Source organism: Sphingomonas sp. 2R-10 (assembly GCF_030062225.1).
GTDB lineage: Bacteria > Pseudomonadota > Alphaproteobacteria > Sphingomonadales > Sphingomonadaceae > Sphingomonas.
This window is the reverse complement of the sequence record NZ_JASCXF010000004.1, coordinates 40937-67567: the sequence shown is the minus strand read 5'-3', so window position 1 is coordinate 67567 and position 26631 is coordinate 40937. Positions and strand designations below refer to the sequence as shown.

22 protein-coding genes, 2 tRNA genes and 2 pseudogenes are annotated in these 26631 nt (G+C 68.3%); 10 read left to right on the top strand and 16 right to left on the bottom strand.

The window, feature by feature from the left end:
• Window position 1 precedes the first annotated feature (1 nt).
• From QLH51_RS02835 to QLH51_RS02825, 3 genes and pseudogenes are all read left to right on the top strand, one after another.
• The gene (locus QLH51_RS02835; protein ID WP_125654568.1) at window positions 2–493 is read left to right on the top strand and encodes a DUF192 domain-containing protein; all 492 of its coding nucleotides are present in this window, start codon (window positions 2–4) and stop codon (window positions 491–493) included.
• 45 nt (window positions 494–538) lie between these two features.
• Complete coding sequence (locus tag QLH51_RS02830) at window positions 539–931, top strand: NADH:ubiquinone oxidoreductase subunit NDUFA12 (RefSeq protein WP_125654570.1); 393 nt, start codon at window positions 539–541, stop codon at window positions 929–931.
• 215 nt (window positions 932–1146) lie between these two features.
• A pseudogene (locus QLH51_RS02825) lies at window positions 1147–1380 on the top strand (DUF2155 domain-containing protein); the annotation flags it as partial.
• A gap of 35 nt (window positions 1381–1415) precedes the next feature.
• Here QLH51_RS02825 and aat read toward each other — a convergent pair.
• The 9 genes from aat to QLH51_RS02780 form a co-directional block, all read right to left on the bottom strand.
• Window positions 1416–2162 (bottom strand): leucyl/phenylalanyl-tRNA--protein transferase, encoded by a 747-nt coding sequence (aat, locus tag QLH51_RS02820; protein WP_443018812.1) that lies wholly within the window; start codon window positions 2160–2162, stop codon window positions 1416–1418.
• 142 nt (window positions 2163–2304) lie between these two features.
• Window positions 2305–3354, bottom strand: a complete 1050-nt coding sequence (locus QLH51_RS02815) for a c-type cytochrome (protein WP_125654573.1) — start codon at window positions 3352–3354, stop codon at window positions 2305–2307.
• Window positions 3351–3944: a cytochrome c oxidase assembly protein gene (locus QLH51_RS02810; protein ID WP_125654575.1), complete on the bottom strand. Its 594-nt coding sequence runs from the start codon at window positions 3942–3944 to the stop codon at window positions 3351–3353. Before QLH51_RS02810 ends, QLH51_RS02815 begins: the two co-directional genes overlap by 4 nt.
• On the bottom strand, window positions 3941–4321 hold the full coding sequence (locus QLH51_RS02805; RefSeq protein ID WP_206428790.1) for a hypothetical protein: 381 nt from the start codon (window positions 4319–4321) through the stop codon (window positions 3941–3943). The genes QLH51_RS02810 and QLH51_RS02805 overlap by 4 nt, the downstream gene beginning before the upstream one ends.
• The gene (locus tag QLH51_RS02800; RefSeq protein ID WP_125654577.1) at window positions 4318–6843 is read right to left on the bottom strand and encodes a cbb3-type cytochrome c oxidase subunit I; all 2526 of its coding nucleotides are present in this window, start codon (window positions 6841–6843) and stop codon (window positions 4318–4320) included. The genes QLH51_RS02805 and QLH51_RS02800 overlap by 4 nt, the downstream gene beginning before the upstream one ends.
• On the bottom strand, window positions 6840–7823 hold the full coding sequence (coxB, locus tag QLH51_RS02795; RefSeq protein ID WP_125654579.1) for a cytochrome c oxidase subunit II: 984 nt from the start codon (window positions 7821–7823) through the stop codon (window positions 6840–6842). Before coxB ends, QLH51_RS02800 begins: the two co-directional genes overlap by 4 nt.
• Before the next feature lie 107 nt (window positions 7824–7930).
• The gene (locus QLH51_RS02790) at window positions 7931–9328 is read right to left on the bottom strand and encodes a glucoamylase family protein (protein ID WP_206428791.1); all 1398 of its coding nucleotides are present in this window, start codon (window positions 9326–9328) and stop codon (window positions 7931–7933) included.
• Between the two features lie 73 nt (window positions 9329–9401).
• On the bottom strand, window positions 9402–12383 hold the full coding sequence (locus tag QLH51_RS02785; RefSeq protein ID WP_125654581.1) for a TonB-dependent receptor: 2982 nt from the start codon (window positions 12381–12383) through the stop codon (window positions 9402–9404).
• A complete protein-coding gene (locus QLH51_RS02780) occupies window positions 12380–13408 on the bottom strand; it encodes a LacI family DNA-binding transcriptional regulator (RefSeq protein WP_125654583.1) in 1029 nt (342 codons plus the stop codon). Before QLH51_RS02780 ends, QLH51_RS02785 begins: the two co-directional genes overlap by 4 nt.
• Window positions 13409–13579: 171 nt before the next feature.
• On the opposite strand from QLH51_RS02780, the gene QLH51_RS02775 reads away from it, so the two are divergent.
• Entirely contained in the window at window positions 13580–15865 is a 2286-nt protein-coding gene (locus tag QLH51_RS02775) for a glycoside hydrolase family 3 N-terminal domain-containing protein (RefSeq protein WP_125654585.1), read from the top strand.
• A 103-nt stretch (window positions 15866–15968) separates the two neighbouring features.
• Entirely contained in the window at window positions 15969–16208 is a 240-nt protein-coding gene (locus tag QLH51_RS02770; RefSeq protein ID WP_125654587.1) for a hypothetical protein, read from the top strand.
• Here QLH51_RS02770 and QLH51_RS02765 read toward each other — a convergent pair.
• Window positions 16172–16954 carry an IclR family transcriptional regulator gene (locus QLH51_RS02765; RefSeq protein ID WP_206428792.1) on the bottom strand — a complete coding sequence of 261 codons (783 nt, stop codon included), beginning with the start codon at window positions 16952–16954 and terminating at the stop codon, window positions 16172–16174. The genes QLH51_RS02770 and QLH51_RS02765 overlap by 37 nt on opposite strands.
• A gap of 41 nt (window positions 16955–16995) precedes the next feature.
• Window positions 16996–17910: an ROK family protein gene (locus QLH51_RS02760; RefSeq protein WP_206428793.1), complete on the bottom strand. Its 915-nt coding sequence runs from the start codon at window positions 17908–17910 to the stop codon at window positions 16996–16998.
• Between the two features lie 137 nt (window positions 17911–18047).
• Between QLH51_RS02760 and QLH51_RS02755 the strand changes: the two genes are divergently transcribed.
• From QLH51_RS02755 to QLH51_RS02745, 3 genes are all read left to right on the top strand, one after another.
• Window positions 18048–19076 (top strand): LacI family DNA-binding transcriptional regulator, encoded by a 1029-nt coding sequence (locus QLH51_RS02755; RefSeq protein ID WP_125654589.1) that lies wholly within the window; start codon window positions 18048–18050, stop codon window positions 19074–19076.
• Window positions 19077–19151: 75 nt separating this feature from the next.
• Window positions 19152–19224 (top strand) — tRNA-Ile (locus QLH51_RS02750).
• A 608-nt stretch (window positions 19225–19832) separates the two neighbouring features.
• Window positions 19833–19909: transfer RNA gene (locus QLH51_RS02745), tRNA-Pro, on the top strand.
• A gap of 121 nt (window positions 19910–20030) precedes the next feature.
• On the opposite strand, the gene QLH51_RS02740 is transcribed toward QLH51_RS02745, so the two are convergent.
• Window positions 20031–21419 carry an aminotransferase-like domain-containing protein gene (locus QLH51_RS02740; RefSeq protein ID WP_125654591.1) on the bottom strand — a complete coding sequence of 463 codons (1389 nt, stop codon included), beginning with the start codon at window positions 21417–21419 and terminating at the stop codon, window positions 20031–20033.
• Between the two features lie 110 nt (window positions 21420–21529).
• On the opposite strand from QLH51_RS02740, the gene QLH51_RS02735 reads away from it, so the two are divergent.
• Both QLH51_RS02735 and QLH51_RS02730 read left to right on the top strand, forming a co-directional pair.
• On the top strand, window positions 21530–22372 hold the full coding sequence (locus tag QLH51_RS02735) for a PhzF family phenazine biosynthesis protein (RefSeq protein WP_125654593.1): 843 nt from the start codon (window positions 21530–21532) through the stop codon (window positions 22370–22372).
• On the top strand, window positions 22372–22977 hold the full coding sequence (locus QLH51_RS02730) for a DJ-1/PfpI family protein (protein WP_125654595.1): 606 nt from the start codon (window positions 22372–22374) through the stop codon (window positions 22975–22977). The genes QLH51_RS02735 and QLH51_RS02730 overlap by 1 nt, the downstream gene beginning before the upstream one ends.
• A gap of 8 nt (window positions 22978–22985) precedes the next feature.
• Here the strand turns inward: QLH51_RS02730 and QLH51_RS02725 are convergent.
• The 4 genes and pseudogenes from QLH51_RS02725 to QLH51_RS02710 form a co-directional block, all read right to left on the bottom strand.
• Window positions 22986–24079, bottom strand: a pseudogene (locus QLH51_RS02725) (winged helix-turn-helix domain-containing protein).
• A 136-nt stretch (window positions 24080–24215) separates the two neighbouring features.
• Window positions 24216–25340, bottom strand: a complete 1125-nt coding sequence (locus QLH51_RS02720; protein ID WP_125654597.1) for a metallophosphoesterase — start codon at window positions 25338–25340, stop codon at window positions 24216–24218.
• A gap of 284 nt (window positions 25341–25624) precedes the next feature.
• A complete protein-coding gene (locus tag QLH51_RS02715; RefSeq protein ID WP_125654599.1) occupies window positions 25625–25801 on the bottom strand; it encodes a DUF3253 domain-containing protein in 177 nt (58 codons plus the stop codon).
• A 5-nt stretch (window positions 25802–25806) separates the two neighbouring features.
• Window positions 25807–26619, bottom strand: a complete 813-nt coding sequence (locus tag QLH51_RS02710) for an SDR family NAD(P)-dependent oxidoreductase (RefSeq protein WP_125654601.1) — start codon at window positions 26617–26619, stop codon at window positions 25807–25809.
• Between the last annotated feature and the right edge of the window lie 12 nt (window positions 26620–26631).

Below are 26631 nucleotides of genomic sequence, written 5' to 3'. Positions count from 1 at the left end.
CGTGAACAAGCGGCGAATTTCCGGGCTGGCGGCGATTGCGCTGCTGGTGGCGACCGGGGCGTGCAAGGGCGAGGCCGGAAGCGGCGAATCGCGTTCCGAACACGGCATGGTGGTGAAGCCGGTGACGGTCACCACCGCCGACGGCAAATCGCACATGTTCAAGGCGGAAGTCGCCGCGACCGAGGCGCAGCAGCAGCAAGGGCTGATGTACCGCCCGCCGCTGGCGCCCGATGCGGGGATGCTGTTCGCGCCCTATCCACCCGATGGCGGGCCGCCGCGCGCGGCCAGCTTCTGGATGCGCAACACGCCCGGTTCGCTGGACATCATCTTCATCCGCCAGGACGGCACGATCGCCACGATCGGCGAGAATGCCGTGCCGTTCTCCGACGCGAAGGTCGATTCGGGCGAACCGATCGCGGCGGTGCTGGAACTGGGCGGGGGGCGTACCGCCGAACTGGGCATCGCGGCGGGGGACAAGGTGACGTGGAAATGATCGGCCCCATTGTCGTGGGGCGTGGGGGACGCTAAGCGAACGCCCATGGGTATCCTCGCGAACGCATTCACCTGGTGGAACGGTGCCACCTTCGGCACCTGGCTCGGCTTGCGCGGCAAGACGCAGGTCGGCACCGACGACCTCGGCAACGCCTATTATCAGGGTGGACGCGATACCAACGGCAATCCGCGCCGCTGGGTGATCTATTCAGGGTCGAACGACGCCAGCCGGGTGCCCCCCGAATGGTTCAGCTGGCTGCACCACCAGATCGAGGGTACGCCCGATGAGTCGCTGCCGCCGGTGCGCCAGTGGCAGAAGCCGCCGATCGCGAACCAGACCGGCACCGCGCTCGCCTATCGTCCGCCCGGCGTCCTCGACAAGGGCGGTGCCCGCGTCCGCGCCACCGGTGATTACGAGGCGTGGAGCCCCGACGCGTGAATCCGCGCCGCTGGCTGGCCGGGCTGGCGATCGCGGTCCTGCTGGCGGTCGGCGGATGGTTCGGCTGGCGTAGCTGGCAGTCGCGACAGGCGACGCCGGACAGCCCGCGTGCGGAGATCGCCGTCCCTGAATCGGCCCGTCCGCGTCCCGGCGGGCCCGAAGTCGTCAGCGTCGACGCCGGGCTCGACAGCCGCCTGCTCGCCGGTGCCACGCCGATGGCCGGGCGGGTCGCGGTGGTCGGCCTGCTGAACAAGCGCAACGGCGAAACCCGCAACCTGACGCTGAAGCCCGGACAGGCGACGCGCATCGGCGACGTCATCGTCCGCCTGCGCGCGTGCGAGCGCACCGCGCCGTGGGAGCAGGAGCAATATACCGGCGCGTTCGTGCAGCTGGACGTGCGCGGCACCGATGCGAAATGGCGCCGCGCCTTTTCGGGCTGGCTGTTCAAGGAACGCCCTGCGCTGAACGTCGTGCTGCACCCGATCTACGACGTCTGGCCCAAGAGCTGCACGATGTCCTTTCCCGACACCGGCCCGGAAACGGTGTCGGCCGGGGCGGGCGCCGCACCCGCGGCCAGCGGCACGCGGCGGTCGAGCGCGCCGAAATCGGCCGAGGCCGCTCCGGCACCGGCCGAACCCAGCCCCAGCGCCGCGGACAACAGCGCGGAATAGGTCGCGCGCGGGATTTCCACCACGCCCATCGTCGCCAGATGGTCGGTCTGGAACTGGCAGTCGAGCAAGCGAAACCCGCCGGCGCGCAACCGCGCGACCAGCCATGCCAATGCGACCTTCGACGCGCTCGGCGCGCGGCTGACCATCGATTCGCCGAAGAACGCCCGCCCCAGCGCCAGCCCGTACAGCCCCCCCGCCAGCCGGTCGCCGTCCCAGATTTCGACCGAGTGGGCGAGGCCCATTTCGTGCAGCCGCAGGAAGGCGCGCTCGATCGTCGCGTTGATCCATGTCTCCGGCCGGTCCGACGCGCTTTCGGCGCACAGCGCGATGATGTCCTCGAACGCCCGGTCGGCGGTCACGCGATAGCGATCGGACGCCACCAGCTTGCGCAGCGAGCGAGAGAGGTGGAACCCGTCGAGCGGCAACACGCCGCGCATCCGGGGTTCGACCCAGTAGACGCCGGGCGCATCGCGATCGTCGGCCATCGGAAAGATGCCGCTGGCATAGGCCTGCAACAGCGTCTGCGGATCCAGGTCGAAATCGGGGGCCATCGGACGCATCCTAGAGCGGTTTCCGGTCGGACTGAACCATCGTCATCGTCCTGCCGCGCCACCGATCCGGGGCTTCACTGAAGTGCTCGGACCGGTAACCTGTCTCGTGGCCCCGAACCACAAGATACCGATCAGGCCGACCAATCGCCGCTTACTCCCCCGCCAGATAGCGCGCGACCGGTTCGATCATGTCCTCGGGGATGCGCCGGGCGATGACCGGCATCGTCGCCTGGTCCTTGCGCGCATCGACCACTTCCTTTTCGCCGCGCCAGTGGCGCAGCCGCCCGGCGATATAGACCGCGCGCTGCCCGTCAATGACCGGGAAGCGCTTGGCGCTGGCGGCATCGTGGCAGCTGCGACAGGCGGGCAGCTGCTTGTCGGGCAGGCCGCGCTCGACGATCCGGCGTGCGGCGACGTCGCCATTGCCGCCGCGACCCGGCGCGATCCCCGGCATGGCGGCGAAACGCTGCGCCAGCGCCCCGCGCTCCTGCGGCGTCAGCTGCGCGGCGGCGTTGCCCATGACCGCGCTCTGGCGCTTGCCGGTGGCATAGGCTTCGAGTGCGGCGGCGAGATAGGCGGGGTCCTGTCCGGCGAGGATCGGAATGTCGCGCTGTCCACGGCCGAGGCCGTCGCTGCCATGGCAGCCGGCGCAGCTGTCGAACCGGCCGTTCGCCGCGCCGATGCCCTGCGCGTTGCTGCCCGCCAGCACGCGATATTCCTGCGGGGTCATCGTTGGCAGCTGGCGGACGAAGGCGACCATGCGCCTGACCTCGTCGGGGCGGTCCTTTGCCGCCCATGCCGGCATCCCGCTGAACTTGACGCCGTGTTCGAGGATCCAGAAGAGCTGGCGGTCGGTCCATTCCCTGGCGTTCTTCGACAGGTCGGGGGCAGGGGGCGTCGCCGCCTGCATCAACGGCAGGGGGCGGACGCCTGGCGCGCCGTGGCACGACGCGCAGGACGATGCGTAATAGCCCGCCGCGCTGACCAGCCCGCTATCGTCCTTCGCGTCCTTCGGGGTCGAGAACGCGGCACGGGTCTGCACCGAATTGCGCATCACCCAGTGCAGGAACCAGTCGGTGACCGCCCAGTGCCCCGACGATGCCGCGACGTTGAACAGCCCGGACCACGCATAGGCCATGCCCAGCGCGAAGATGCCGAGCAGGGTCACGACCACGCGCTTCCAGGTAAGGCGGATGGTCATGGCGTCGGCTCCGGTTGCCTGAGAAGCGTGGCGAGCAGCGCGAGCCCGCCGAGGAAATAACTGGCCGCGCCGACCATCAGCATGACGACCCCGCCCAGTTGCTGGTCGGCGAGCGCATCGTGCATCCCGTGCGCCATCGCCGGATAGAGCGGGCGCGGGGCGAGGCCGATCAGCGCGCCGAGCAGCGTCATGTGCATCGAGGTGAGCAGCAGCGCGCCGACCCCGGCCGCGCGCCGGTCCGGCCCCGTGCCGAGTACCGCCGCCCACAGCAGCCATCCGGCGGCGAGGAACATCGCCTGTTCGACGACCATCGCCCAGCCATGGCCGTCGGCCAGCATGCGCAGCGCGGGCAGGTGCCAGCCCCATACCGTCGCCAGCTCGACCAGCGACATGGCCAGCGGGGTGACCACCAGCGGCCAGCGGCGGGCGGGGTGGAAGCGGGTATCGGCCAGTCCGAAGGCAAGCAGCGGCGCGGCGACCGCCACCGCGATCATGTGCCCGGCCATATGCCCGACCATCCCCGCGTGTGCCGCCGCCAGCCACCCGGCGGGCAGCAGGACCAGTCCGGCGATCAGGCTGACGCGCCTCATCGGCAATCCGTCAGGAACAGCACCGGCGCGGCGGTGAAGATCACTCCGACGAAGCTCAGCGCCGCGAGCAGCACGGTGGAAAAGGCGAGGAAGCGGATGCGGTCGGTGTCGGTGCCTTCCTCGTGCGGCGGGGTGTCGCCCGGCACGCGCGATTGCAGGTGCGCGACGACCCCGGCGGCAAGGATGAGGAGCAGCGCGACGATCGTCCCTGCGGCATACAGGACCGGCAGGCGCGGGAAGCCCCCTAGCTTCGCGCAGTGGATCGCCGCCCACAGGTACGAGAACAGGAAATGCCCCGCCCACACCGTCGGCGGCACGATCAGCGACCAGAGCGTGACCTTCAGCCGGGCCACCATGCCATGCAGCCCGCGCTTCATGCGACCCCCGGGAACAGGCCGATCGTCGCATAGGTGACGATGGCGGTCAGGGCCATGAAGTGCTGGTAGACCGTGATGTTGCGCAGGTCGGCATCATGGGTCGGCGTCATCCGCCCGGCGATGCTGCGCGCCAGCGTATAGGCCTGCATGATCGCGCCCACCCCGGCATGGACGGTGGTCCAGATCACCAGTACCCACACGATCGCGGGATAGCTGTGCAGTTCGGGGTCGAGCCCGGTGGTCAGCGGCCCCTGTAGCCCGGCCCAAATGCCGGCGAGGCTGGCGACGATGCCAAGCGCCAGCAACCCGCGCGCCGCCGTGACGCCGCCCCGCCGGTTGCTCTCTCGCGCGGCAACCGTCGCGATCCAGCTGACCGCCGCGACGCCCAGCGCCACCATCGGCCAGAACACGCCCGGTCCGTCCATGCCCGGCCCGGACGGCGGAAATTCGGGATGCACCGTCCAGAAGAAATAATAGCCGAAGACGAGGCCGGAAAAGGCGGTGGCATCGGCCATCATCGTGATGAACATTGCCCACCACCCCGGCGCGGCCGATCCGGAAACGTAGAGTGGCAGTTCGATGCCGTGCCCGATCGGCTTGGACGGTTTTTCGGGGATTTCGGCGGTGCCGGTCCACAGCCAGTAGAGGACGAACCCCAGCGTCGCGACCGCACCCGCCAGCGACCACCAATAGAGGTGATAGGTGGTGAGGATGAACACGCTGCCCAGCGCGATCGCGGTCAGCATCGGTACCCAGCTGGGCGTGCCCAGCCGCACGACATAGAGCGGTCGCGCGTCGAGCACGGTGGTCACGATCGTCTCGCGCCGGCCTTCTTCCGCATCGGGCAGGAAGAAGCGACCTTCGTCGACCTTCTTCACGAAATCCTTCTGGTCCCAGATCGGATAGCGGCTCTCGATCAACGGGACCGATCGGATGCCCCAGTCCTCGTCGTCGGGATGCGCCAGCCATTCGAGCGTGCCGGCATGCCACGGGTTGCGCACCGCCTTGGGCCGCCACGGCGACCGCCCCAGATCGATGCAGACCACCAGCGTACCGAGCGCGAACAGATAGGCGCCGATCGTCGAGGCGAGGTTGAGATAGTCGATGCCGAGTTCGCTGGGATAGGTGAACACCCGCCGCGGCATCCCGTACAACCCGCTGAAGTGCATGGGAAAGAAGGTGAGGTTCGCACCGACGAACAGCATCCAGAACGCGGTGCGGCCCAAGCGGTCGGACAGCTTCTTGCCGGTAATCAGCGGCCAGTAATAGTACAGCCCGCCGAACAGGGGGAGCAGCGTACCGCCGATCAGCACGTAATGCAGGTGCGCCACGACGAAATAGGTGTCGTGCGCCTGCCAGTCGAACGGCGCGATCGCCACCATCACCCCGGTCAGGCCACCGATGACGAAGATGGCGAGCGACCCGCTGGCGTACAGCAGCGGCGTCGACCATTTGACCTTGCCGGCCCACAATGTCGCGATGAACGCGAAGATCTGGATACCGGTCGGGATCGCCACCGCTTCGGACGCGGCGGAGAAGAAGGCGAGGCTGATCTTGGGCAGGCCGGTCGCGAACATGTGGTGGACCCACAGCCCGAACGACAGGAACGCGGTGCCGACCGCCGCCAGCACGATCCACGGATAGCCCAGCAGGTGGCGCTGCGCGAAGGTCGGGATCATCATCGCGAACAGCGCGATCGAGGGCAGGAAGACGATATAGACTTCCGGGTGGCCGAAGATCCAGAACAGGTGCTGCCACAACAACGGGTCGCCGCCGCGCGTCGCATCGAAGAACGGCCAGTTGAGCAGCCGCTCCATCTCGAACAGCACGTCGCCGGCGATCAGCGGCGGGAAGGCGAACAGGATCATCACCGCGACGACGAGGATGTACCATGCGTAGAGCGGCATCAGGTTCAGCCGCATCCCCGGCGGCCGGCATTTCAGCACGCCGACGATCAGCTCGACCGCGGCCGCGACCGACGACACCTCGATGAAGCTCAGCCCCAGCATCCAGATGTCGGCGCCGAGCCCCGACAGGTCGGTGCGGGTGGTGAGCGGCGGATACATGAACCACCCGCCATCCGGCGCGGCGTTGAAGAAGATCGATCCGCCGACGAATACTCCGCCCAGCAGGAACGACCAGTAACCGAACGCCGACAGCCGCGGAAAGGGCAGGTCGCGCGCACCCAGCAGCTGCGGCAGCAGGATGATCGACACCGCCTCGAACATCGGGACGGCGAACAGGAACATCATCATCGAGCCGTGCAGCGTGAACAGCTGGTTGAAGGTGTTCGCCGACACCACGTCGTTCTCGGGCACCGCCAGTTGCGTGCGCATGATGAGCGCCAGTACACCGGCGAACAGCATGAAGCCGAAGGCGGTCAGCGTGTACCACGCGCCGACGCGGTTGTTGTTGCAGTCGGTCCAGCGCAGGAAGATGCCCTGCGGCGCCTTCCATACCGCGCGCAGCCGTTCCTCCTGCGCGGCGCGGAGCGCGGGATCGTCTTGCGCGTGCAGGCTCATTTCAGGCTTTCCAGATAGGCGGCGATCGCCTGCGCATCCTGCACCGGCATTTGCGGATAGGCGGGCATGCGCGCGCCGGGCTTCACCGCGGGCGCGTCGGTGATGAAGCGGACCAGCGCGGCACGGGTCATCGGTTGCGTCCCCGCGCCCAGCGACGTGCGGCTGCCGATATGGGTCAGGTCGGGGCCGATCAGACCGGCGGCGGGGGTACCGGCGATCGAATGGCAACCGGTGCACCCATTGGCAGCGAACGCACGCGCCCCTGCGGCGGTGCCGGCAGTCCCGGTGGCCGGGGTGGCGGGGCCGCGCTCGTTCGCCAGCCAGCTATCGAAGGCTGCCGGCTCCATCGCCACGACGTCGAACGCCATCAGCGCGTGGCTGAGGCCGCAGAATTCGGTGCACACGCCGCGGAACTTCCCGGGCTTCGTCGCGCGCACCACCAGCCGGTTGGTGCGGCCGGGGATCATGTCCATCTTGCCGGCAAGGCCCGGGATCCAGAAGCTGTGGATCACGTCGCCGGCGGTCAGATCGAACTGGACCGTGCGGCCGACGGGAATGCGGATCTCGTTGGCGGTGACGACCGGGGCCGCGCCCGGTGGCTGGTAGCGGACGCGCCACCAGAATTGCTCGCCCTGCACCGCGATGCGCAGATCGTCCCGCGCGACGCGCAATGGTCGCATCGCCGGCAGGCTGTAGAGCAGCAGTCCCAGCAGCACGACCACCGGCAGCACGCCGCCCAGCCAGCCGATCAGACGCATCCCGCCCGACAGCGTCAGCCGCCCTTCGGGCGCACGCACGGCGGCGATCATCAGCGCGGCGACGCCCGCGGCGATCACCACCGCGCCGACCAGCATGACGACGGTCAAGTGACGAACGGTCGCCGCCTCTTCGCCGAAGACGCTCAGCGCCGACTGGTGACGATTGCACGCCCCCAGCGCCAGCAACGCGGCGGCGCCCAGACTGGCCCTGATGCGGCGCATGTTCCCCCTTCGCCCCCGTGCCGGATTATACGACACGGTAGCGAAACGAAATATCGGTGCGCGTGTTCCACCGGCCTGGTCGTTGGTCCGCTGTGCGCCGGGAGCACCTATGCCAGCCAGCCGCCCTTGAACCCCGCGCGCTCCAGCCCACGGCGGATATGCGGATTGCGGCGCATCACCTCCCACACCATTCCCGACCGGCGGTTCTCGATCATCAGCACGATCGGTCCCTGATCGATGCCCAGATAATCGCCGTCGACCCAGCCGATGCCGGGTACGATCCTGCCATGCTTCAACGGTTCGTCGGTCCGCGTCAGCGTCGGGTTGAACGAATCGAGGAAGCCGTATTTGTCGTAGATGCCGGCGCCATAGCGGGCGTGCATCGTGGCGATCATCGGCTCGACGATCTCGGGTGCGAAGGCGATCGATCCCAGTGCCGCGGTGGGGGCCAGCGTACCGTCGTCGCGCTCGCCCGGTCCGCGCGCCGAATAGCTGAAGAACTCGCGCTTCCGCCCGTCGATCGTCACCGCGAAATCGCCGGGGCCGTCGCATGCGGTCAGGCCCCAGCAGTCGTTGCCGTAGCCGACCTTGCCGCCCGGATTTTCGTTGGCATAGGCGCGCTGGGCATGGGTCGCGCGGCGGCTGTTCTCGAAATAATCGATGCCCTTCGACGCGATGTACGGATCGCGGATGCCGCGGAAGTCGATCCAGACATGGCTGTACTGATGGCCGAACATCGGCGCGAACTGCAGATGCGGCTCGCCCCAGCGATTGCCCCAGCTCGCCTCGAACTTCTGCGTCAGCGCCCCCCATGTTTCCGGTGGCAGCGGATGGGTCGGGCTGGCCAGCGCCAGCACGTACAGGATCACGCCCTCGTTATAGATGTTCCAGTCGGACCGGATGAAGCCGCTTTCCGGATGCCAGCCCATCGACACGAACGGCGGACGCGGCACGATCCAGTCCCATTCGACCGCGCGATAGATCTGTTCGGCAAGGTCGCGGATGCGCGCCTCGACCGGGTCGGCGCGATCGAACCAGCTCTGCGTGAACAGCACGCCGCCCAGCAGCAGCGCGGTATCGATCGTCGACAGCTCGCACCGGGCGAAGCGCTGCCCCTTCGTCACGCCGAGGAAATGGTAGAAGAAGCCCTTGTAGCCGCTGAACCCGGTTTCGCCGTCGCCCTGCGGCGCCTTTGCGAAGAAATCGAGCAGCGCGAGGGTGCGGGTGGCATGTTGCTGGCGGGTGATCCAGCCATGCTTCTCGCCCACCGCATAGGCGGTCAGCGCGAAGCCGCACGCCGCGATCGACGCGAAGCTGGGCGTCGGCCAGCGATCCATCGCCAGCCCGGTGTCGGGATCGGCGGTGTCCCAGAAGAACCGGAACGCGCGCTCCTGGATATCCGACAGCAGGTCGGGCGCCGTGGCGGGCGCGATCCCGGTCCGTCCAGTGCAGGCCCCGACAAGTGCGGCGGTGCTGGCGGCAAGGAAGAAACGGCGATCGATCACGGGCAGGCCCCTTTGCTGGATACAAAAATGCCGGGGCAGGCGGGGGAGCCTGTCCCGGCAGGGGAGGGAAGGGTTAGAAGCGGTAGCCGACGCGGAACTGGATGCGCCGGGGCAGCGTGAGCAGATCGCGGCCGATCCGCGCAGGATCGAGCGTGTCGACGACCTGACCGGTTGCCGGATTGATCTGATTGTTGAAGAAATCGTCGAAGCCGGAGAAATTGTTGTTGTTGAACGCGTTCAGCAGATCGACCGCAATTTCGGTTTCGCCGCCAAGGATCTTCAGCTTGTTCGCAAGGGTCAGGTTGACCTCGCAGAATGCGAACACGCCCTTGATGCAGTTCTTGTCGGGATAGCGCGCGCTGAATTCGTTGAACCCGGACGTCGCGCCGTTGGTGCCGTCGGTGACCCGGAACGCCTGGCCGCTGCCGAACGTGCTGAGCGTCGAGAACTGGAAGCCCAGGGGAAGGTCGACGATACCGGACAGGACGACGCGGTGACGTTCGTCGCCGTTACGGGGCCGCCATCCGTAATCGTCGGGCGTGACGGCATCGAGGCTGAAGAGATCGCCGCCATTCTGTTCGCCCTTCGACAGGGTATAGGCAACGTTGACGCCCCAGCCCGAAACCTCGGTATAGGGCTTGTCGGCGGTGAAGTAGATCGCCTTGTACCGCGTATCCAGGCCGTCGAAACCGATCAACGCGTTCGAGAAGCCGAACGGGGTCAGCGGCGTCGTGTTGCAGCACGGGCCAGTCCCGCCGTTCTGACGGGTGGCAAACAGGTTGGTATAGCCGTTGCGACCACGCTGGTACGAGCCGGTCAACGCAAGCTGCCAGGGGCCGACCTGCTGGCGCACGCCAAGGCTCACCTGATCGTTGACGGGCGGCTTCGTATTGTTCTTGACCGCGAACAGTTCCGGCGCGCCGCTGGTCGACGTGGCGCGCAGTTCGAGCAGACCCTCGCGGGTCAGATAGCGCGGATCCCAGACGACGGTTTGCAGCCCGTTGCGCGGCTGGCCGTCGCGCGAAAAGCGGAAGACGCCGATCGGGTTGATCGTCCGCGACTGTTCGTCGACCGTGTTGTTGAAGTTGTTGCGATCGTAATAGCGCCCGAAGCCACCAAAGATCACCGTCCGCGCATTGTCGAAGATGTCGTACGAGAAGCCGAAGCGCGGGGCGAAGGCACCGGCGAACGGGTCACGGTTGCTGCCCGTGCTGATGTAGTTTTCCGGATCGAAATAGCTGGTGGCGGGAAGGGCGCGCAGCGCGGCAGCGGCATTTGCCGACGTCACGAAATCGTTGTTGTTGCCGTTGGTTTCGTAATCCCAGCGCAGGCCGAGGTTCAGCTGCAACCGGTCGGTGACGTCCCAGTCGTCCTGAATGTAGAAGCCCAGCTGGGTGTTCGATCCGCGAACCGTTCCGTTGCCCAGCCCGAGACGCGCCTCGGCGGGGAAGGTGAAGTTGGTGTCGTTCGCGAGATTCGTGTTCGGATTCTCGACCGTATCGATCCGGAAGGTGTAGCCCGGCTGCAGGAAGGCGAGGTTCGAGAATTCGATGTCGGTTACCTCGACCCGCGCGCCGACCTTGATCGCATGATTGTCGAAACCGGTATAGGTGAAGTCGTCGCGCAGCGTGTAGCCCTGCTGGATTTCCCGACGCGATGCCTCGCGGCCACCGAATTGAATGACGGTATCGTAGTTGAAGCTGGACTGTCCGGGGTTGAGCGACGTCGGGCTGAAATTATAGTTGAGATAGTTCAGGTTGACTTCGTTGATGAAGTTGTCGCCTCGATATGTCCATTTCAGGAGGTACGTCTCGACGGTGTTCCGCTTGTTCTCGGCGAACTCATACGCGACGTTGCCGCCAAACCCCTGGATGTCGGTTTCTTCCCGGCGGCTGTACGACAGGTCGAACGTCTGGGCATCGTCGGGGGTGAAGGTCAGCTTGCCGAAATAGAAATCGGCCCGGAACGGGCTGACGAAGTTGCCTTCGAACTCGCTGATCCGGCGACCCGACGCCGCCTCGAACGCCCGGACGTTTTCGGCGGTACCGGTCGAATCGACGATGAACGCACGATCCTGATCGTTGCCTTCATAGGTGCCGAAGAAGAACAGCTTGTCCTTGATGATCGGACCACCCAGCGAAACGCCGTACTGCTTGCGTTCGAACGCAGGCTTGTCGCGACCGTTGCGGCGGTCGAGGAAGCTGCGTTCGGTCAGGCCACGGTCCGTGTACTGGCCAAAGGCTTCGCCATGGAATTCGTTGGTACCCGACTTGGTAACGGCGGTGATGATCGCCGAACCGGCCTGTTCGTATTCGGCCTTGTAGTTCTGGGTCAGGACGCGGAATTCCTGCACCGCCAACTGGCCGAACGGGTTGCCGCGGCTGTTCTGTTGGCCGGCGACGCCGCCCTCGCGCAGCTTGTTCTTCAGCGAAACGCCATCGATGAACACATTGACCTGCGCCGCGGTCGACGCACCGGCCTGGAACCCCTTGTCGGTTTCGCTGTCGTTGTAGCGGACGCCGGGGGCGAGGGCGGCGAACGACAGGAAGTTCCGGTCGGTCTGCGGCAACGTGCGAAGCTGCTCCTGCGACACGTTGGTCGCGATTTCGCTGGTGCGGCTTTCGATCAGCCGGCGGCCGGTGACGACGATGGTTTGTTCGTCACCCGTTGCAGGCGCTTCGGCGGTAGCCGTCGCATCCGGTGCAGCGGCAGCGCCCAGCGTCACATCGAGGCTCGCCGACTGCGCGATGCCGACCGTTACCGTGCTGGTCGAGGTTTCGCCGTTCGGACCGGTGACCGTGATCGAATAACCGCCCGCACGGATACCGTTCAGCGTGTAGCGGCCGGCGGTGTCGGTCGTCGCGCGATAGGACTGGTTGGTGCCGGTCGACGTTGCGACGACGGTCGCGCCGGCGACGGCGGTACCCGCCGCGTCGCGCACCGTGCCCCGCACCGAGGCGGTGGTGGTCTGCGCCGATACCGGAGCGATGGCGATCGCGCCCGTCGCCAGCGTCGTCGCGGCGGCGAACGCCGCGCGGATCATGCTATTCCTCATGCGTTGTTTCCCCTTATGCCCCGGTTTTCCGGGTCTTCCCGTGGTGAAGTGGTGTCGCGCACGACCAGGGTCGGTGCGCGCAGTTCGATGCCGTGGTCGTCGGCGCCGTCGATCTGGTCGATCAGGCGGGCGACCGCGCGTTCGCCCAGCTGCGCGATGTTGATGCGCAGCGTGGTGAGGGCAGGCGAGATGAGGCGGGCGAGCGGGATGTCGTCGAACCCGGCGACGGCGATCCGGTCGGGCACGGCGATGCCGGCACGACGCAGCGCCGTCAGGACGCCGATCGCCATCATGTCGTTGGCGGCGAACACCGCGTCGACGTCGACGCCGCGCCCGATCAGCCGTTGGGCGATGGCCACGCCCGAATCCTCGAGGAAAGTGCCGCGTTCGACCATCGCGTCCAGCCGGGCATCGGCCATCGCCGCGCGGTATCCGGCGATGCGTTCCTCGGCATCGACATTGCCCTCAGGCCCGGCGACGTGGACGATCCGGCGGCGTCCGGTGGCGACCAGATGGTCGACCATCATCCGCGCCCCGGTGGCGTTGTCGATGCGCAGTTCGGGCCGGGGCTGATGATGCGGCGCGCAGTTGACCATGACCGCGGGCACCCCGACCGGCAGATGGCCGAGCAGCTGGTCCGGATCGATATGCGGCGCCATCACCACCAGCCCGTCGACCCGGCCGCGCATGGTGTGCAGCGCCTCCACGGCGCGCGCCGGATCGGCGTGCATGTTCGACAGCAGCAGTTGCAGCCCGCGCTCCGACGCCTCGCGGTCCATACCGCGCAGCAGCTCCGAAAAGAACTCGCCATGCAGTTCGGGCAGGACGACGCCGATCGCGTTCGACCGCGCGAGGCTGAGCGAGCGCGCACCGGCATGGGGGACGTAGCCGAGGCTGGCGGCGGCGGCCTGCACCTTCTCGCGGAGCGCCGGGCGGACGTTTTCGTGGCGATTGAGCACGCGCGAGACCGAGGCGACCGATACGTCGGCCGCGCGAGCCACGTCGCGGATGGTGGCGTTCGCCATGCTCTCGTCATCCACTCCCTGTTTCGTCCGCGCCCATCGCGGCGAATCCGCCGGCTGCCATGCCGATCGCTCTTGATGTAACCGGTTACAAGAATCTACAACGCGCTTCAACCAAAGATTCGAAACACATGTGCAGCTCGATCGTTGCGCAACCGACACAGAGGGGATCGCATGGAAGACAGTCGCATTTCGCGCCGGGCGCTGATGATGGGCGCCGGGGCCATCGTCGCATGGAACGCGTCGCCGGCGCGCGCGCTGCTGGCGCAGGCGGGCACGGCGCTGCCCGCGGCGGCAGAGGCGCTGCTGGCGCAGATGACGGTCGAGGAAAAGGCGGGGCAGCTGACGCTGATGGCCGCGGCGTGGGCGGGGGGTGCCGCCAACGCGCTCAATCCGATCGGCGCGACCGCGACCTTCGACGAACAGCTGGCGCAGGTGCGTGCCGGCCAGCTGACCGGCGTGTTCAACGGCAATGGCGCCGAAATGGCGCGGCGGATGCAGCTGGTCGCGATGCGCGAGCAGCGGTTGAAGATCCCCCTCCTGTTCGCCGCCGACATCATCCACGGCTTCCGTACCGTGTTCCCGATGCCGCTGGCGGAGGCGGGCAGCTTCGACGCCGACCTTGCCGAGCGCACTGCGCGGGCGGCCGCGGTCGAGGCATCGGCAGCCGGGATCGACTGGACCTTCGCGCCGATGGTCGACATCGCCCGCGACCAGCGCTGGGGCCGCGGGATCGAGGGGGCGGGCGAGGACCTGCTGCTCGGCAAGGTCATGGCCGATGCCCGCGTCCGCGGGTTCCAGGGACGTCGCGGCCTGACCGCCGACGATGCCGTCGCCGCCTGTGCCAAGCATTTCGCGGCGTACGGCGCGGCCGAGGCCGGGCTCGACTACAATACGGTCGACATTTCCGAACGCACCTTGCGCGAAACCTATTTCCCGCCGTTCCAGACCGCGTTCGCCGCCGGTGCGCCGACGACGATGGCGTCGTTCAACGAACTGTCGGGCGTGCCGGCCACCGCCAATCCGTGGTTGCTGGACACCATCCTGCGCAAGGAATGGGGCTTCGGCGGGCTGGTGGTGTCCGACTATACCGGCGACGAGGAACTGATCGCGCACGGCTTTGCCATGGACGCGCGCGAAGCGACGAAGCTCGCCTTCCTCGCCGGGGTCGACATGTCGATGCAGTCGGGCTTCTACCTGAAGCACCTGCCCGATCTGGTCGCGAAAGGCGAGGTGCCGATGGCGCGGCTCGACCAGGCGGTGCGCCGCGTGCTGGCGCTCAAGGCGCAGCTAGGCCTGTTCGACGATCCGTTCCGCCGCATCGATCCGCGCCGCGAAAAGGCGCGGGTGCGCACCGCCGCCCATCTGAAGCTGTCGCGCGAGGCGGGCGCACGCTCGATTGTGATGCTCAAGAACGATGGCGACCTGCTGCCGCTGCCCAAATCGGGCAAGAAGATCGCGCTGATCGGTCCTTTCGTGCAGGGGCAGCGCGAACTGATCGGCACATGGAACGTCTATGGTTCGGATGCCGAAGCGGTCGACCTGCTGACTGGCGTCCGCGCCGCGGTCACCGATCCCGCGCTGGTCACCGCGGTCGACGGATCGGGCATCACCGACGCGATTCCCGGTGGGATCGAGGCGGCGGTGATTGCCGCGTCGCAGGCCGACATCGTGCTGCTGGCGATCGGGGAGTCGCAGAAGATGTCGGGCGAGGCGCAGTCGCGCGTCGATATCGGCATTCCGCAGGCGCAGCTCGATCTGGCGCAGGCGGTCCTCGCCACCGGCAAGCCGACGGTCATCCTGCTGCGCAACGGCCGGGCGATGGTGCTCGACAAGCCGGTGCTCGACGCGCGCGCGATCCTCGTCACCTGGTTCCTCGGATCGCAGAGCGGACCGGCGACCGCCGACATCCTGTTCGGCAACGTGTCGCCCTCGGCGCGTCTCCCGGTCAGCTTTCCCTACGCGACCGGGCAGCAGCCCTATTATTATGCGCACAAGACCACCGGTCGCCCCAATCCGCCGGGGCCGCCGATCGACTACAAGGCGCGCTATCGCGAGGGGCCGAACGCGGCGCGCTTCGCGTTCGGGCACGGGCTGACCTATGGTCGCATCGCCTATAGCGATCTAGATCTCGGCGGCGGGCGGCTGAACAGCGACGGCGCGCTGAAGGTCCGCGCGCGCATCACCAACAGCGGCACGCGCGCCGCGACCGAGGTGGTGCAGCTCTACACCCACGACGTCACCGCCAGCATCACCCGCCCGGTACGCGAGATGAAGGCGTTCCAGCGCGTGACGCTGGCGCCCGGCGAATCGAAGACGGTCGAATTCACGCTGCGCGCCGACGACCTGCGCTTCATCGGCATTCAGAACCGCCCGGTGGTGGAGCCCGGCAGCTTCCGCATCTGGGTGGCACCGTCGGCCGAGGCGGAAGGGGTGAACGGCAGCTTCGTGCTGGCGTAATGATGACGAACTCCCTCTCCCTCCCCGGGGAGAGGGTCAGCGCCTGACGCACCCGGCACCGGTCGTCGCGCGTTAACTCCTTTACGACGAAGGAGAAGATGCGATGACTGATGACGGAAAGCAGCCGAACCAGGCGATGGGCGGCACATCCGACGCCGCCAGGCCCGATGGCGTCAGCAATGTCGACGGCGGCGGGGAATCAGGCGGCGGGGCCTACCCCAATCCGCACGACGACAGCCATGCCGGTCGTTTTCAGGGCGGGCAGAGCGAACGGGACTATCATGGCGGCCCCGGCGGCCCGGACAGTCAGGCGGCCGGTACGGACGGGTCCGACTCCGAATAACCAAGGTCGCGGCTGATCGCCTGCGCGGTCGCCGCGACCCGCGGGCCGATCGCGTCGACGGTGTCGTCGGTCAGATATTGCGCGGCGGTGGCGATGCCGACCGCCGCGACGATCCCGCGCGACACGTCGCGAATCGGTGCCGCGATCGATCGGATGCCGTCATGGCCGACACTGTCGTGGATGACATGCCCGCGCGCGATATTGACGCGCATCGCCGCAACCCATGGCGCCGGATCGCTGCCGCCGGTCGCGCGGTGCAGGCGGGCCAGCCCGCTATCGTCCTCGTCGAACAGCAATGCCTTGCCAAGGCCGGTCTGCGCCACCGGACGCCGGTCGCCGGGGCGGGTCGACACCTCCAGCCGCCGCCGCCCCGCCGCGCGGTCGAGGTGCAGCGAATGGTCGCCGTCGCGCCGGCCGAGGAACACGCACAGTCCGGTGTCGGCGGACAGCGCCTCCATCCGCGCCCGGGCGGTGCGGACCAGATCGATCCGGCGATGCGCGGTGAACCCCAGCTGCAACAACATCGGGCCCAGCGTCAGCAGCCCGCGCTCCGCCGGTGCCACATAGCCGCGTTCGACCAGCGCCGCCGCCAGCCGGTGCGTGGTGGTGCGTGCCAGCCCCAGCCGCCGCGCCAGCTCGGCGACGCGCAGCGGCTCGTCGCGCAGCGCCTCGACCAGGTCGAGCCCGCGCATCAGGGTCTGTGTGCCGCGGGCGGCGCCGCCTGCGTCTGCGATCGGTTCGGTCATCGCGACATAGTATCAGCGGCGTGCCTCCGCGCTAGCCCGCGTCACGCGGCGTCCAGCAACGCCTGCGCCATCACCATCGTGCCGAGCGGCCCCGCTTCGTCGCCCAGCCCGGCCGGCACGATCCGCTCGTCGATCGACTGCGCATCGACGAACCCCAGATAGCCGCCGAGCGCCGCGACCACCCGTTCGCGCACCATCGGCAACAGCTGCGGCTGGCCCAACCCGACTCCGCCGCCGACGATGATCCGGGCGGGCGAGAGGGTGAGGAACAGCGTCGCGAACGCCTCGCCCAGCGCATCGGCGACATCGCGCCATGCCGGATCGTCGGCGGTGAGCAGGTGCGCCGGCTTGCCCGTCCGCGCGGCGATCGCCGGCCCGCTGACCAGCCCTTCGAGGCAATCGCCATGGAACGGACAGGCGCCGGCGAAATCGTCTCCCGTGCGGCGGCGAACGCGGATATGCCCCGCCTCCGGATGCATCATGCCCGTCACCGGCTGCCCGCCGACGATGATTCCCATGCCGACGCCGGTCCCGACCGTGACGTAGAGATAATCGGACAGCCCTGCCGCCGCCCCGTAGCGACCTTCGCCCAGCGCCGCGCCGGTCACGTCGGTATGGAACGCCACCCGGTCGAACCCGTCGCCCAGCGGGCCGACGATATCCGCGCCTGCCCAGTGCGGCTTCGGCGTCGGCAGCATGCGGCCTTCCGAGACCGAAATCGGCCCGAAGCTGGCGATCCCGATCGCTTCCGGACGATAGGCGTCGCGCCATGCGGCGAGCTTCGCCGACAGCGCGCCCAGCGTCTCCTCCGGGGTCGTGGTCGGCACCCGGAACCGGTCGATGATCTCGTGCCCGCGCCCGACGACCGCGATCGACTTGGTTCCGCCCAGCTCGACGCCGGCCACCATCGCTTCCGAACCCATCGCCCATCCTCTCGCCATTACCGGCCTGCTCATGGCGCAGCGTACCGCCGCACGGCAAGGCCGGCCTTTGCGCGGCAGAGGTACTTGCATCGGCAATCGATTGCAACGAATCGTTACGGCGGTATCTTTCCGCTGGCAGAACGAAGGAATATGTTCGTACAAGCAACGGCATGGAAGAACCGGCCAATTCATCGCCGCGGGTGCGGACGATAGCAGATCTCGCGCGGTTGGCGGGCGTGTCGCCGGGGACGGTGTCGCGGGCACTGGCGGGCAAGTCGCTGGTCAATGCCGAAACCCGCGACCGGATCCAGGCGCTGGCCAGCGAACACAGCTTTCGCCCCAATCAGATGGCCAGCCGGCTGCGGACCCAGCGCACCGGAGTGATCGGGGTCGTCGTGCCGCTGGGTCACGAACGGCGCCAGCATCTGTCCGATCCGTTCTTCATGACCATGCTCGGCTTCCTCGCCGATCGCCTGACCGAGGACGGCTACGACCTGATGTTGTCGCGCGTCATTCCCGACGCGACCGACTGGCTGGAGCGGATCGTCGATTCGGGGATGATGGACGGCGTGCTGCTGATCGGTCAGTCCGACCAGTTTCATACCATCGAACGCGTCGCGCGGCGCTATCGGCCGCTGGTGGCATGGGGCAGCAGCAACCTGCCGGGGCAGGTACATTGCGCGATCGGCACCGACAACATCGCCGGCGGGCGGCTGGCGGGCGAACGGCTGGTCGCCCGCGGTGCGCGGCGCATCGCGTTCCTCGGCGAACTGCGCGCCCCCGAGATCCGCCAGCGCTGCGAAGGCGTGGCGCAGGCGCTGGCGACCGCCAGCATCGCCCGGCCGCCGCTCCAGCTCGACACGCACCTTGCGTCGGACGTGATGGAGCAGGAGATCGCGGCGCATCTGGCGCGCGTCGGTCACGAGATCGATGGCATCGCCGCCGCATCCGACGTGATCGCGGTGACCACGCTGCGCGTCCTTGCCGACCGTGGCATCCGTGTGCCGCACGATATGCCGGTCGTCGGCTATGACGACCTGCCGCTCGCGGTCAGCGCGGTGCCGCGCATCACCACCGTGCGCCAGGATATCGCGCGCGGCGCCAACGAGATGGTCTCCGCGCTGTTCCGTCGCATCGCCGGCGAGGACGCGCCATCGGTGGTGATGCCGCCGGTGCTGATCGAACGCGATTCCGCCTGACGGACGGGGCAGGGGAGCGATCAACCCACTTGCGTCCCGGTGGCGCCCGACGCTATCGCTCGGCCACGGCGCGTGGGGCCTGTAGCTCAATGGTTAGAGCTGGCCGCTCATAACGGCTAGGTTGCGGGTTCGAGTCCTGCCGGGCCCACGCGCGCTGCATCCGTGGCGACGACCCGAAAGGCTGATGGACGCGATGTCCGCCCGACGGCCGGTCACGCAGCAGCGGGATCAACAGGGCGGCAACTGCCCGTCCCCGCACATCGCGATCGGACTGGAGTAGGACATAGGGGCCATGGCGCGCTCCGGCCCGGCCGCCGCCGACACCGTAGCGTGTGCGGGCGTCGCGTTCGTAGCCGACCTGCACCGATATTCCGGGATCATCATGGTAATAGCGTTCGTACAGGATGTCGCCGCCTTCCTGCGCCACGACCGGTACGGCGGGCGCGACCGCGGAGGCCAATACGAGGGTAAGGCATCTGCCAACCGTCGTCCGTTTCCTCGTGGTTCCTCGCCGGAAAAGGTTGCGGGACCGGTGACTCGCCCGTTGGCGATCGACAGCGCGCGCGCGACCGGCGTGGCAGCGGGAGGAAAAGTCTGTGCCAGAACGACGTTGCATCCATGGGTTTGCCTGGGCGCGCCGACGCGCCGTGCAGCATGACGGGTGAAGCGCGGCATTGCCGCCGACGCACGATCGCGTCCGTCCTGCGGGGGGCGCTTGTGCCGTGCCACGAATGCGACTAGGGCCGCTGCTCGCGTCGGGGAGTGGCGCAGTCTGGTAGCGCGCCTGCTTTGGGAGCAGGATGTCGCAGGTTCGAATCCTGTCTCCCCGACCACAAGATTAATCACTTGGCGGACGCCCGGTAGAGCCAGTTTACAGGTGGTTTACACCGCGGCCGGTTTAAGAGCGTCGTGACGCCCCTTACGCCACCCCGATGGCCATGCTCGCCGCAGCGGCTATTGCTGCGCGCGTTCCAGAAATGTCGACAGGCGATCGTCGTCGCTCATCGCGACGTTGAACCGCATATGGTCGCGCCACCCGCCGCTGGTGCTGAACACCGGGCCGGGCGCCAGCACGATGCCGTCGGCGATGGCGCGGCGGGCGAGGTCGACGGCATCGAGGCCGTCCGGCAGCCGTGCCCAGAGGAATATCCCCGCCGCCGGCTCGTTCCACGACTCGATGCCGACCGCGCGCAGCCGCTTGCTCACCCGCGCCGTGGCACGCGCGAGCCGGGTGCGGACGCCCTCGACATGGCGGCGATAGCTGCCGTCGGTCAGCACCGCGTGAAGCAGGTTGGCCGCCAGCGGGCTGCCCGCCATCGAGGTGGCGATGCGCAGATCGGCGAGCGCCTCGATCCAGTCGGGTCGGGCGGCGATGTGCCCGCATCGCACCGCCGCCGACAGCGATTTCGAGAAGCTGCCGATCCGGATCGTCCGGTCGAGGCCGTCGAACGCCGCCAGACGTGGCGACGCCGCATGCTCGAAATCCGCGAAGATGTCGTCCTCGACGACGGCCATGTCGTGCGCCTCGGCGATCTTGAGCAGGCGGTGCGCGGTCGGTGCGCCGAGCGAGGTGCCGGTCGGGTTGTGGATGCCGGAGTTGGTCAGATAGAAACGCGGGCGATGCACCGCGGCTGCTTTGGCGAAGGCGGCGACATCGGGCCCCGTCGGCGTCATCGCCACGCCGATAACCTTGGCCCGGTGAGCCCGCAGCAGCGCCAGAAAGTTGAAGTAGCAGGGATCGTCGACCAGCACGGCGTCGCCCGGCTGCAGCAGGAACCGGCAGACCAGGTCGAGCGCATGGGTGCCGCTGTCGGTCAGCAGGATCTGGTCGGGACCGGCATCGATCCCCTGATCCGCCATCCGCCGCGCCAGCAGCACGCGGAGCGGCAGCGAGCCGCGTGGCGAGGCATAGCCCGCCAGCGCACCGTCACCGCTCGCACGTGCGGCGGCGCGCAGCGCCTTGCGGAGCGCGTCCCCCGCCAGCCACTCGTCGGGCAACCAGCCGCATCCCGGCATCAGGTCATGGCGTTGCTCGCCCAGCGACTGTCGCAGCATCCACAACGGATCGACCTCGCGCTCCTCAGTGGTGCCGAGCCGGTCCAGCGCCAGCGGCGCGAGCGGCGCGGCGACATAGAAGCCCGACCCGGGGCGTGACCGGATCACCCCTTCGGCGGCGAGCCGGTCATAAGCGTCGACCACCGTCGAGCGCGCGACATTGCTCGTTTCCGCCATCGCGCGGATCGACGGCAGCCGCGCGCCCGGCGTCAACGCGCGCGCATCGATGCGGTCGCGGATCGCGCGCGCGACCATGGCGGTGCGGGTCTCGTCGGATCGGATGCGCATCGTGCTGCTGCTTTCACCAATACAGTTCGACAGGATTGTATCGGTCCGTGCCTGTTCGCACCAGCCGCCGCGGGGTAGCACGCGTCACCACCCGCAGGAGAATCGAGACCGTGACCCGTCCCTTCCGCCTCGTCGACGTGTTCGGCACCGATCCGCTGACCGGCAATCCGCTCGCGGTCATCGCCGACGCCGGGGGCCTGTCGGCGCAGGAGATGCAGGCGATCGCCGGCTGGCTGAACTTTTCGGAGACGACGTTCCTGTTGCCGCCGACCGACCCGGCGGCGGACTATCGGGTCCGGATCTTCGCCATGGCCCATGAACTGCCCTTCGCAGGCCACCCGACGCTGGGCAGCGCACATGCGTGGCTGGAAGCGGGCGGGCAGCCGAAGCAGGATGGCGTAATCGTGCAGGAATGCGGCGTCGGGCTGGTGGATATCCGGCGCGACGACGATCGGCTCGCCTTCGCCGCGCCGCCGTTGCTCCGCGGCGGTGCGCCGACCGAGGCGGAAATCGCGCAGGTCGCGACGTTGCTGCGCATCGACCGGACGGCGATCGTCGACGCAGCCTGGGCCGACAACGGTCCGGGCTGGATCGCGGTCCTGCTGGAGTCGGCAGAGGCGGTGCTGGCGGTCGATCCGGCGCGGCATCATCACGAACACATCGACATCGGCATCGTCGGCCCGCACGCTCCCGGCGGCGCGGTCGCATTCGAGCTGCGCGCGATCTTCAGCGACGCGCATGGCGGACTGATCGAGGATCCGGTCACCGGCAGCCTCAACGCCTCGGTCGGGCAGTGGCTGTTCGCCAGCGGCCGGGCGAGGGGCAGCTACGTCGCCGCGCAAGGCACCCGGCTGGGCCGCACCGGGCGCATCCACGTCTCGCAGGACGACACCGGACAGGTCTGGATCGCCGGCGCGACGCGGACCTTGTTCAGTGGTTCGGTGCACGGCTGATGCAGGTCGCGATCCTCACCTTCGACGGCTTCAACGAACTCGATTCGTTCGTCGCCGGCGCGATCCTCAACCGGCTGCGCCCGCACGGCTGGGCTGCGCATATCACCGCGCCGACCGGGACGGTGACGTCGATGAACGGCGTCGTCGTCCAGCGTCAGCGGCCGCTGGCGTTCGTCGAGGAGGCGGACGCGGTCCTGATCGGCAGCGGCCTCCGTACGCGCGAGATCGCTGCGGATTCCACGATGCTCGGGCAATTGCGCCTCGACCCGGTGCGACAGCTGATCGCGGCGCAATGTTCGGGGACGCTGCTGCTGGCGAAGCTCGGGCTGATCGGCGACCTGCCGGCCTGCACCGACCTCACGACCAAGCCATGGGTCGTGGAAGCAGGTGTCGATGTCATCGACGCACCATTCGCCGCGCACGGCAACGTCGCCACCGCCGGCGGCTGCCTCGCGGCCCCATATCTCGCCGCGTGGATGATCGCGCGCGGCGGCTCGATCGCCCTGGCCCGGGAGGCGCTGCACTATGTCGCGCCGGTCGGCGAGAAGGAGCGGTTCGTCGACCATGCCCTTTCGATCGTCGCAGGCGAGATGGTCGATGCCTGACGCGCGGATCAAGCGGACCCGACGACCTCGCCGACACGGACGTCCGACAGGTCCAGCCATGCCGCCATCCGCGCCAGCTCGGCGTGCAGGCGAGCAAGCGTGTCGTCGGGCGCACCCGGTTCGAGCGTGATGCGATGCGCCAGCAGCACGCCTGCTTGCCGATCGGCCTTGAGGTCGACCCGCGCGACCAGCGCCTCGTCCATCAGGAAGGGCAACACGTAATAGCCGTGGGTGCGCCGGTCCTGCGGCACGTAGATCTCGATCCGGTAGCGGAAACCGAACAGCCGTTCGGTGCGGCCGCGTTCCCAGATCAGCGGATCGAACGGCGCCAGCAAGGCCGCCGCGCGCACCCGCCGCGGCGGCGAGGCATCGCGATGCCGCCACGCCTTCTGGCTCCAGCCCTCGACACGGACGGGGACCAGCACACCGTCCTCCGCCAGATCGGCGATGGCGTGATCCGCCTCGTCGGGCTTCAGCCGATAGTAATCGCGCAGGTCGGCTGCGGTCCCGATACCCAGCGCCCGCGCGCTGCGCTCGACCAGCGCGCGCTGCGCCTTGGCGGCGGAGGGCGTCGGCATGGCGAGAACCGCGGGCGGCAGGACGCGCTCGGGCAGGTCGTACACCCGCGCGAAGCTGCCCCGCCGTGTCGCCGTCGTGATCCTGCCCGACCAGAACAGCCATTCCAGCGCGTGCTTGACGTCGCTCCATTCCCACCAGCCGCTGCGGCTGACGCCGTTCTCGAAATCGGCGGCGGTCAGCGGTCCCTCGGCGGCGATGCGGGCCAGCACGGTGCCGGCCTCGTCGCGGCGCTCGGTCGCGAAGCGGCGGAGGGCGCGATAGCCGATCTCGCCCCGCTCGGCGCGCGCCATCCGCCACCGCAGCAGCGGATGAAGGTCGAGCGGCAACAACGACGCCTCGTGGCCCAATATTCGAAGAATCGGCGCTGCCGCTTCGAACCCCAGGCGGCCCGTTCGAGCAGCGAGCGATCATAGCCGCCCAGCCGGGAGAACACCGGTAAGTAGTGGGCGCGGGCGAGGACGTTGACGCTGTCGATCTGGAGCAAGCCGGTGCGATCGACAGCCTTGCGGAGATGCGCCGCCATGGGCCGCACAGGCGGCGACTGTCCGAAGCCCTGGGCCTTGAGGGCGATGCGTCGCGCATCGGCCAGCGAAATGGTCATGCCGTGATGATGGTGGTGGTCGGGCGTCACCGTCAATCCCGGTGGCAGCGTCAACCCGTCACGTCTTCGCCCGCAAGGTGAAGCGGGTCATCTCCGACGGCACGCCGAGGCGAAGTGCGAAGCCCGGCCACAGCCCCGTGCCGTTGCTGACGTACAGGGTCATGTCGCCGACCCGATAGCGGCCCGCGACGAAACCGGCGTTCGCGCGGGCGACGATCCGATCCAGGCCCCGGATCATACCGCCATGGGTATGGCCGGACAGTTGCAGCGCCACGCCCCGCGCGGCGGCGTCCCGCGCCCGCTGCGGCTGATGATCGAGAAGAACGATCGGTGCATCGCCCGGCGCGCCGCGCAGCGCCAGTCCTACGTCCGGCCCTGCCTCGCCGACGCTCGGGGCGGAGAGATCGGTCACGCCGGCGACGACAATTTCCGCGCCGCCGCGCCGGATGACGGTATGGGCATTCGGCAGCATCCGGAAACCAAGCGCGGTCAGGTGCCGCATCCATGCGCGATAGTCGAAGAAATACTCGTGGTTGCCCGGGATCGCCCAGACGCCATCAGGAGCCTTGAGCGCGCGAAGCGGCTCTACATCCTTGCGCCGCATGTCGACCGAGCCATCGATGAAATCGCCCGTCACGACGATCACGTCGCTGCCCGCGGCGTTGGCGCGTGCCACGACGGCTTTTGCCCAAGCGGCGGGGAACAGTTTGCTGATGTGAAGATCGGTCAGTTGAAGGATGCGATACCCGTCGAACTGCGGCGGCAGACCTGCGATCTCGACCTCGACATCCTTGACCGGCGGGACCCGCACGGCGTTGGCGACCCCGATCACGCTGGCGATCATCGCCACGCCGATCGCGCCATATCGCACTGCATCCGGCAGCCCCGTGCGCTGCCACCGAAGGACTGCCGTCGTCAGCAGGCCGAGATCGAGCACGATCTGAACGAGCATGAGCAGCACCAGCGCCCCGAATGACCAGTTGAAGAGGATCACGACCAGGCGCGGAAATTCGGGTGCGAAGACCGAACCCGAGGATAGTCTGCTCCAGAGGTGATATTGCGAGACGATCAGCAGGAGTACGGCGATGACGACCTTGCTCCAGAGCGGCAGCGCCAGCGGCCAGAGGGTGCGGGACGCGACATAGATCGCGGGGATCAGGAATATGAGGAAGATGATCGGCATCCTTCAGGGAGCATCGGCGAGCAGGCGACGAGGGGTTGTCCCGCTTTAGCGCCGCCTGTCGCTCCACGCGACCGGCGATCGCGAACGCCGGCATCGGCGCATTCCTGTTCGCCGGTTCGCGGGCGGAAATGGCGTGTCCCCGGAACTTTCGTCGTGCACATGCGCGACGATGTGCCAGCAATGCGCGACAGGCACGGCGACGGGCGCGAGGGAGCGTCGGCTCAGTCGTCGCTTGGCCGGCCGATCCTGTATAGTCCCGATCGCGCCGGCAACGGTTTCCCCTTTCAGCTCAGCCGCACCGATCCGTCGCGGACTAGCCCGTCGATCGCAATGTGGACGGCGGGCATCGCACTGCGCCAGCCCGCCGGTGACAGCGCGCGCGCCACCTCGCTCGGGCAGATCGTCGCGCCCGCCGCGCGGCGCCCCAGAAGGTCCAGTGTCGCGGTGCGTGGATCGATCATCCGGTTCACTCCGGTCCCGCGCCCCCTCCGGTCGAACCGACGGGGGCCGTCTGCGTCAGGCGAACGCCCGTAAGCGCCGCCAGCCGCGCCAGCAGCGCATCCTGGAACCGGACGTCGGTCGCCTCTGCCGCCGGCTCCTGACGCCGCTGGTGATGCCAGTAACCGCCGCTGGTCAACGCGGCCGGATCGTCGCTGCCCGCCAGCCAGCTCTGCGTCCGCGCGCCCGTGTCGAGGTCGACCGGCGCGCTCGCGCCACCCATACGTGTCTGCACCCACCCCGGATCGACGGCGTTGCTCCGCACGTCGGGCCAGTCCTGGGCGATCGCGAGCGCCAGCGCGAGCAGATGCAGCTTGCTCTCGGCATAGGCGCGGGCCGTATCCCATGGCCGCGTCGTCCAGTCGAGGTCGTCGAGCGATCCCTCGCCGCCACGGTGCAGCCCGCTGCTAAGATAGACTAACCGATCGGGTCGCTCGATCAGCGCGGTCAGTATATAGGGCGCGAGCGTATTGACCGCGAGCAGCGTTGCGTGCCCCTCCGGTGTCGAGCCGCGCTCGGGCACCGAATAGAGACCGGCGTTGTGGATCACCGCGTCCATGCGACCGATCGCGTTCACCTGATCCGCGATCCGGCGGACGTCGTGTGCGCTGGCAAGGTCGCCGATCACGACGCCGCTCGCCCGCTCGCGGATCGCGCCCAGTTCGCCAGCGCGCTGTCCGGATCGAGCGTGCAGGACGACATCGTGCCCGTCGGCCAGCAACGATCGCGCCGCCGCTAGGCTGAGGCCATCGGTGCTGCCGGTAATGAAGACCCGTGCCATGTCCGTTCTTCC

Excerpts from the sequence above, each read along its gene's own strand:
- QLH51_RS02830 (WP_125654570.1), top strand. The coding sequence starts at position 539 with ATGGGTATCCTCGCGAACGCATTCACCTGGTGGAACGGTGCCACCTTC.
- aat (WP_443018812.1), bottom strand. The coding sequence starts at position 2,162 with ATGCGTCCGATGGCCCCCGATTTCGACCTGGATCCGCAGACGCTGTTG.
- QLH51_RS02815 (WP_125654573.1), bottom strand. The coding sequence starts at position 3,354 with ATGACCATCCGCCTTACCTGGAAGCGCGTGGTCGTGACCCTGCTCGGC.
- QLH51_RS02810 (WP_125654575.1), bottom strand. The coding sequence starts at position 3,944 with ATGAGGCGCGTCAGCCTGATCGCCGGACTGGTCCTGCTGCCCGCCGGG.
- QLH51_RS02805 (WP_206428790.1), bottom strand. The coding sequence starts at position 4,321 with ATGAAGCGCGGGCTGCATGGCATGGTGGCCCGGCTGAAGGTCACGCTC.
- QLH51_RS02800 (WP_125654577.1), bottom strand. The coding sequence starts at position 6,843 with ATGAGCCTGCACGCGCAAGACGATCCCGCGCTCCGCGCCGCGCAGGAG.
- coxB (WP_125654579.1), bottom strand. The coding sequence starts at position 7,823 with ATGCGCCGCATCAGGGCCAGTCTGGGCGCCGCCGCGTTGCTGGCGCTG.
- QLH51_RS02785 (WP_125654581.1), bottom strand. The coding sequence starts at position 12,383 with ATGAGGAATAGCATGATCCGCGCGGCGTTCGCCGCCGCGACGACGCTG.
- QLH51_RS02780 (WP_125654583.1), bottom strand. The coding sequence starts at position 13,408 with ATGGCGAACGCCACCATCCGCGACGTGGCTCGCGCGGCCGACGTATCG.
- QLH51_RS02775 (WP_125654585.1), top strand. The coding sequence starts at position 13,580 with ATGGAAGACAGTCGCATTTCGCGCCGGGCGCTGATGATGGGCGCCGGG.
- QLH51_RS02770 (WP_125654587.1), top strand. The coding sequence starts at position 15,969 with ATGACTGATGACGGAAAGCAGCCGAACCAGGCGATGGGCGGCACATCC.
- QLH51_RS02765 (WP_206428792.1), bottom strand. The coding sequence starts at position 16,954 with ATGACCGAACCGATCGCAGACGCAGGCGGCGCCGCCCGCGGCACACAG.
- QLH51_RS02760 (WP_206428793.1), bottom strand. The coding sequence starts at position 17,910 with ATGAGCAGGCCGGTAATGGCGAGAGGATGGGCGATGGGTTCGGAAGCG.
- QLH51_RS02755 (WP_125654589.1), top strand. The coding sequence starts at position 18,048 with ATGGAAGAACCGGCCAATTCATCGCCGCGGGTGCGGACGATAGCAGAT.
- QLH51_RS02740 (WP_125654591.1), bottom strand. The coding sequence starts at position 21,419 with ATGCGCATCCGATCCGACGAGACCCGCACCGCCATGGTCGCGCGCGCG.
- QLH51_RS02730 (WP_125654595.1), top strand. The coding sequence starts at position 22,372 with ATGCAGGTCGCGATCCTCACCTTCGACGGCTTCAACGAACTCGATTCG.
- QLH51_RS02720 (WP_125654597.1), bottom strand. The coding sequence starts at position 25,340 with ATGCCGATCATCTTCCTCATATTCCTGATCCCCGCGATCTATGTCGCG.
- QLH51_RS02715 (WP_125654599.1), bottom strand. The coding sequence starts at position 25,801 with ATGATCGATCCACGCACCGCGACACTGGACCTTCTGGGGCGCCGCGCG.
- QLH51_RS02710 (WP_125654601.1), bottom strand. The coding sequence starts at position 26,619 with ATGGCACGGGTCTTCATTACCGGCAGCACCGATGGCCTCAGCCTAGCG.